8 protein-coding genes and 1 tRNA gene are annotated in these 5,855 nt (G+C 52.1%); all 9 read left to right on the top strand.

The window, feature by feature from the left end; all coding sequences use genetic code 11:
- Positions 1-240: EF-Tu C-terminal domain-related protein (locus tag BOW51_RS06845; RefSeq protein ID WP_503167671.1), on the top strand; the 240-nt coding region annotated here is incomplete at its 5' end.
- A gap of 143 nt (positions 241-383) precedes the next feature.
- Positions 384-459 (top strand) — tRNA-Trp (locus BOW51_RS06840).
- Positions 460-475: 16 nt separating this feature from the next.
- A complete protein-coding gene (secE, locus tag BOW51_RS06835) occupies positions 476-850 on the top strand; it encodes a preprotein translocase subunit SecE (protein WP_078477039.1) in 375 nt (124 codons plus the stop codon).
- A gap of 1 nt (position 851) precedes the next feature.
- Positions 852-1,385, top strand: coding sequence for a transcription termination/antitermination protein NusG (gene nusG, locus BOW51_RS06830; RefSeq protein WP_078477038.1), 534 nt, complete (start codon positions 852-854; stop codon positions 1,383-1,385).
- A 90-nt stretch (positions 1,386-1,475) separates the two neighbouring features.
- Positions 1,476-1,907 carry a 50S ribosomal protein L11 gene (gene rplK / locus BOW51_RS06825; RefSeq protein WP_078477037.1) on the top strand — a complete coding sequence of 144 codons (432 nt, stop codon included), beginning with the start codon at positions 1,476-1,478 and terminating at the stop codon, positions 1,905-1,907.
- The gene (gene rplA, locus BOW51_RS06820; protein ID WP_078477036.1) at positions 1,908-2,603 is read left to right on the top strand and encodes a 50S ribosomal protein L1; all 696 of its coding nucleotides are present in this window, start codon (positions 1,908-1,910) and stop codon (positions 2,601-2,603) included.
- A gap of 256 nt (positions 2,604-2,859) precedes the next feature.
- Positions 2,860-3,387 carry a 50S ribosomal protein L10 gene (rplJ, locus tag BOW51_RS06815; protein WP_078477035.1) on the top strand — a complete coding sequence of 176 codons (528 nt, stop codon included), beginning with the start codon at positions 2,860-2,862 and terminating at the stop codon, positions 3,385-3,387.
- A 56-nt stretch (positions 3,388-3,443) separates the two neighbouring features.
- Complete coding sequence (gene rplL / locus BOW51_RS06810) at positions 3,444-3,815, top strand: 50S ribosomal protein L7/L12 (RefSeq protein ID WP_135568117.1); 372 nt, start codon at positions 3,444-3,446, stop codon at positions 3,813-3,815.
- A gap of 183 nt (positions 3,816-3,998) precedes the next feature.
- A partial coding sequence (locus BOW51_RS06805; protein ID WP_503167670.1) for an RNA polymerDNA-directed RNA polymerase subunit B occupies positions 3,999-5,855 on the top strand: 1,857 nt, incomplete at its 3' end.

Raw genomic sequence — 5,855 nt, 5'->3', positions numbered from 1 at the left:
GAAGGTGGCCGTCACACGCCATTCTTCAACGGGTACCGCCCACAGTTCTACTTCCGTACCACGGACGTAACTGGCGCATGTGACCTACCGGAAGGCGTAGAGATGGTTATGCCTGGCGATAACGTCAAGATGACCGTGAAGCTGATTGCACCGATCGCAATGGAAGAAGGCCTGCGTTTCGCGATTCGCGAAGGTGGCCGTACTGTTGGCGCCGGTGTTGTAGCAAAGATTATCGAGTAATCGATACATACTTGTAGATGCGAAAGAGGTGGGCGCAGTGCGCCTCCTCTTTCGTCGTTTCGCAAGAAGGGAAAAGTGCATCGCCAAAAGCGGTGCTTCATGGATGAAAAATTGTTTGTATTCCCTGGGATCAGGGTAATTACAGGCCAGTGGCTCAATTGGTAGAGCAGCGGTCTCCAAAACCGCAGGTTGGGGGTTCGAGTCCCTCCTGGCCTGCCACTTTCAAGTTGGCAGGATGAACGTAAAGGCAGAACAACAAACTACAGCAATGGATACCGTCAAGTTGATGGCGGCTATTGCAATTCTGATTGGCGGAATCGCGGCATTTTATATGTTCGAGGCGCAATCAACCCTGTTGCGCGTGATTGCCTTGTTGGTTATCACGGGCGTGGCTACGGCTGTTGCATTGACATCGGCACAAGGCAAATCGCTTTGGAACTTTGCCACTGCAGCACGTACCGAGGTGCGCAAGGTTGTATGGCCGAGCCGCCAGGAAATCATTCAGACGACATTGATCGTTCTGTTTGTCGTATTGCTGGTCGGACTGTTCCTGTGGGCCGTTGACGGCATACTGGGCTGGATCCTTCGTTCAATCGTTGGCGGGGGCTGATATGGCTAAGCATTGGTATGTCGTACATGCCTTTTCGGGCTATGAAGGTCGCGTAAAGCGTTCGCTGGAAGATGCAATTGAGCGCTCCGGCATGCAGGATTTCTTTGGTGAAATTCTCGTCCCGACAGAAGAGATAGTCGAAATGCGCAGTGGCTCACAGCGACGCAGCGAGCGCAAGTTCTTCCCCGGCTATGTGCTGGTGAACATGGAGCTGACGGATGACACCTGGCACCTGGTTAAAAATGTACCTCAGGTGATGGGCTTTATCGGTGGAACGGGCGACCGTCCTGCACCTATTACTGAAAAGGAAGCTGATGCGATTCTGCAGCGTGTGCAGGAAGGTGTCGACAAGCCGCGTCCAAAAGTGTTGTTCGAAGCAGGCGAAGTTGTACGTGTTACCGACGGTCCGTTCAACGATTTCAGCGGTGTTGTCGAGGAAGTTAACTACGACAAGAGCCGTTTACGTGTTTCTGTCATGATTTTTGGACGATCCACCCCGGTGGATCTCGAATTCGGTCAGGTCGAAAAGAGCTGATCATTAATCAGCCTTTAAGGGCTGTTGTTTAATTATTGTCGGGGAGCAGGGGTAACCAGTCCACTGCGTCATTACCCGCAGGAGTAAAGTATGGCTAAGAAAATCGAAGCATATATCAAGCTTCAGGTTGCCGCACAGGAAGCGAATCCAAGTCCACCTGTTGGCCCTGCACTGGGTCAGCACGGTGTGAACATCATGGAGTTCTGTAAAGCGTTCAACGCACAGACCCAGGGTATTGAGAAAGGCATGCCTGTGCCTGTAGTGATCACGGTTTATGCAGATCGCTCATTCACCTTCATCATGAAGACGCCGCCAGCGGCAGTTCTTCTGAAGAAAGCTGCAGGCATCAAGTCTGGCAGCGGCGAGCCCAACACCAATAAGGTTGGCAAGGTTAATCGCGCGCAGCTCGAAGAGATTGCGACCGTGAAAATGCCTGACCTGACTGCTGCAGATATGGATGCAGCTGTACGTACTATTGCTGGCAGCGCGCGCAGCATGGGTCTCGACACGGAGGGTGTGTAAATGGCTAAGCTGTCAAAGCGCCAGAAGGCGATTAACGAGAAGATTGAGCTTGGAAAATCCTATGTTGCTGAAGAAGCATTCGGCCTGCTGAAAGAGCTCTCTTCAGTCAAATTTTCAGAGAGTGTTGATGTTGCAATCAACCTCGGTATCGATGCACGTAAATCCGACCAGGTAGTACGTGGATCAAGCATTCTGCCTAACGGTACTGGTAAAGATGTCCGCGTTGCGGTTTTCACCCAGGGTCCGAATGCGGATGCAGCCAAAGAAGCTGGTGCAGATATTGTCGGTATGGATGATCTTGCTGATGAAGTTAAAAAGGGCAACCTTGACTTCGACGTTGTGATCGCCTCACCGGACGCCATGCGTGTCGTTGGTCAGTTGGGTCAGATTCTCGGTCCACGCGGCCTGATGCCTAACCCGAAAGTTGGCACTGTAACGCCAAACATCGCAGAAGCGGTCAAGAATGCAAAGTCTGGCCAGGTACAGTTCCGTGCCGACAAGAACGGCATCATTCACTGCTCTATCGGCAAGGTTGATTTCGAGCCGAGCGCGCTGCAGCAGAACCTTGAAGCACTGATTGTTGACCTGAAGAAGGCCAAGCCAGGCGCTGCCAAGGGTATTTATTTGAAGAAGATGTCGGTTTCCACCACCATGGGGCCGGGTCTTACGCTGGACCAGGGTTCTCTGACCCTCTGACAGCATTGAATTACAGTGCATTCGTGCACTGAAAAAAGAACTTTGTGGCAAAGACCGGTTTACCGGTCGAAGCCGTCAAAGACCGCAGGTGCGGCAAGCGATTGTTGCTTAATTCCCTGCGCAGACGGGGCCATGTCAGGATTCCCTGGTTACGACCAGAAAGCCTGATAGCGGTCACGTTAACGTCAACCCGGCATTTGCCGGATTGAATTTGTTTAACGGAATCATTGATTCCACCGTAGTCAGGAGGTGACTAGTGGCTCTTAATCTTGAGCAGAAAAAAGCCATTGTCGCCGAAGTTGCTGAAGTAGCAGGAAGTGCATATTCTGCGATTGCGGCTGAGTACCGTGGTCTTGGCGTTGACGAGATGACAGCATTGCGCAAACAGGCGCGTGATAATGGTGTCTATCTTCGTGTTGTCAAGAATACGCTGGCTCGCCGTGCCGTAGAAGGTACTGATTTTGAATGTATGCAGGAAGGCCTTACCGGTCCGCTGCTGCTGGCATTCTCCCAGGAAGATCCTGGTTCTGCTGCTCGCGTCATTAAAGACTTTGCCAAGGAGCACGATTTGCTTGAAGTCAGGCTGGTTTCCATTAGTGGAAAGATGCTTGATCCAAGTGAGATTGGAACCCTGGCAAAAATGCCGACTTACGACGAAGCAATCAGCATGTTGATGGCCGTCATGAAAGCACCAGTTGAGAAGCTGGCACGCACCATGAACGAGGTCCCAGGCAAGCTGGTCCGCACCGTTGCAGCGGTTAAAGACGCAAAAGAAGCGGCTTAAGCGATTAATTGGCTGATTCACCTTAGTGTGTTGAAGCGTTTTCAGGAGTAAATATTGTGAGTAAAGAAGATATCCTCGAAGCGATTGCCAGCATGAGCGTAATGGAAGTTGTTGAGCTCATCGAAGCAATGGAAGAGAAGTTTGGTGTTTCTGCTGCCGCTGCAGCAGTTGCTGTTGCTGCACCTGGTGCCGAAGGTGGCGCTGCTGCAGAAGAGCAGACTGAATTCGACGTAGTTCTGACTGGTTTCGGCGAAGCGAAAGTTGCCGTTATCAAGGCAGTCCGCGGCGTAACCGGTCTGGGTCTGAAAGAAGCCAAAGAAGCAGTAGAGGGTGCACCTACCCCGCTGAAAGAAGGCATCGAGAAGGCCGAAGCAGAAGACCTCAAGAAGCAGCTCGAAGAAGCAGGCGCTACCGTCGAGATCAAGTAAGATCTTGTACGGTAAGTTTGCCGACTCTTGAGCGGACAGGCTGGTGACCGGAAGGTCACCGGCCTTTTCCCGCTTCTGAATTGGCATATAGTCCGGCGTGATCCGCCGGCAATATGACGGGCGAAAGCCCAGTGGTTTCCCGCAATGCGGGAGTGTTCCGAAAAATCCCGAGGGACGGAAAAGATGGCGTACAGTTTCACAGAAAAGAAGCGTATCCGTAAAGATTTTGGCAAGCAGGAAAGTATCCTGCAAGTACCATTTCTTTTGGCTACCCAGATAGACTCATACCGTGATTTTCTTCAGTTTGATGCGAATCCCGACGAGCGTGAAGATAAAGGTCTTCATGCTGCATTCAACTCTGTCTTCCCGATCGAGAGTTATTCAGGAAGTGCTGTTCTCGAGTACGTCAATTACCGTCTCGGCGAGCCGCCATTCGATGTGCGCGAATGTCAGCTGCGTGGTTCGACCTACGCTGCACCCTTGCGTGTGCTCGTCAAGCTCGTCATCTACGACAAGGAAAGCAAAGAGAAGAACCGTGTAAAAGAGGTTCGCGAGCAGGAAATCTACATGGGCGAAATGCCCCTGATGACCGATACCGGCACCTTTGTAATCAATGGTACCGAGCGTGTTATCGTCTCGCAGTTGCACCGTTCACCCGGTGTCTTCTTCGACCATGACAAGGGCAAGACCCACTCTTCGGGCAAGCTGCTCTTCTCTGCGCGCGTGATCCCATACCGTGGTTCATGGCTCGATTTCGAGTTTGATCCCAAGGATTGTGTTTTCGTTCGTATCGACCGTCGTCGCAAGCTGCCGGCAACTATTCTGCTGCGTGCACTCGGTTACGAAACCAGCGAAATGATCGACATGTACTTCGATACAGATACCTTTAACCTGTCGAAGAAGGGCCTGACTGCCGACCTGGTTCCTGCGCGTCTGCGTGGTGAAACACTCGATCTTGATATTAAGATCAAGAACAAGGTATTGGTTGAATCTGGTCGCCGTATTACCCAGCGTCACATCAATGAACTCGACAAGGCAGGTATTACCAAACTGGAAGTGCCGCTCAACTACCTGGTTGGCCGTACCATCGCGCATGACGTGGTCGACAAGGAGACCGGTGAAATACTTGTCAATGTCAACGACGAGATAACTGAAGAGATGGTCGAGGCGATGATCGAGAATGGTGTCAAGGAGATCAAGACACTCTTCACCAACGATCTTGACCACGGTCCTTTCCTGTCTGATACCTTGCGTATCGATCCAACCGACAGCAAGCTTGCTGCCCAGGTCGAGATCTATCGCATGATGCGTCCGGGCGAGCCGCCAACAAAGGACGCTGCCGAGAACCTGTTTGACAACTTGTTTTTCTCGCCTGATCGCTATGACCTGTCAGCGGTCGGTCGCATGAAATTCAACCGTCGTCTTGGTCGTGAAGAGTCTGAAGGTTCGGGTGTTCTCTCAAATGAGGATATCGTCGAAGTTCTCAAGACGCTGATCGATATCCGCAACGGCAACGGCATGGTCGATGATATCGACCACCTCGGTAACCGCCGTATCCGTAGTGTCGGCGAGATGGCAGAGAACCAGTTCCGCGTTGGCCTTGTACGTGTAGAACGTGCGGTCAAGGAACGCCTCAGCCTTGCAGAAAGCGAAGGACTGATGCCGCAGGAAATGATTAACTCCAAGCCGGTTTCGGCTGCGATCAAGGAGTTCTTCGGTTCAAGCCAGCTGTCACAGTTTATGGACCAGAACAACCCGCTGTCAGAGATCACGCACAAGCGTCGTGTTTCTGCACTGGGCCCGGGCGGTCTTGCACGTGAGCGTGCAGGCTTTGAGGTGCGCGACGTGCATCCTACCCACTATGGCCGTGTATGCCCGATCGAGACACCTGAAGGACCGAACATCGGCCTGATCAACTCGCTCGCTGTCTACTCGCGTACCAATGATTATGGTTTCCTCGAGACTCCGTACCGGGTCGTCAAGGATGGCAAGGTCACTGACGATATTGACTACCTCTCCGCAATTGAAGAGAGCCGTTAC

It is taken from the genome of Solemya elarraichensis gill symbiont (genome assembly GCF_002021095.1).
Classification (GTDB): Bacteria; Pseudomonadota; Gammaproteobacteria; order Chromatiales; family Chromatiaceae.
The sequence above is the reverse complement of the archived record's forward strand: the minus strand, read 5'-3'. Positions and strand labels throughout refer to the sequence as shown.

Coding starts and splice junctions, on each gene's coding strand:
- secE (WP_078477039.1), top strand. CDS start 476: ATGAACGTAAAGGCAGAACAACAAACTACAGCAATGGATACCGTCAAG.
- nusG (WP_078477038.1), top strand. CDS start 852: ATGGCTAAGCATTGGTATGTCGTACATGCCTTTTCGGGCTATGAAGGT.
- rplK (WP_078477037.1), top strand. CDS start 1,476: ATGGCTAAGAAAATCGAAGCATATATCAAGCTTCAGGTTGCCGCACAG.
- rplA (WP_078477036.1), top strand. CDS start 1,908: ATGGCTAAGCTGTCAAAGCGCCAGAAGGCGATTAACGAGAAGATTGAG.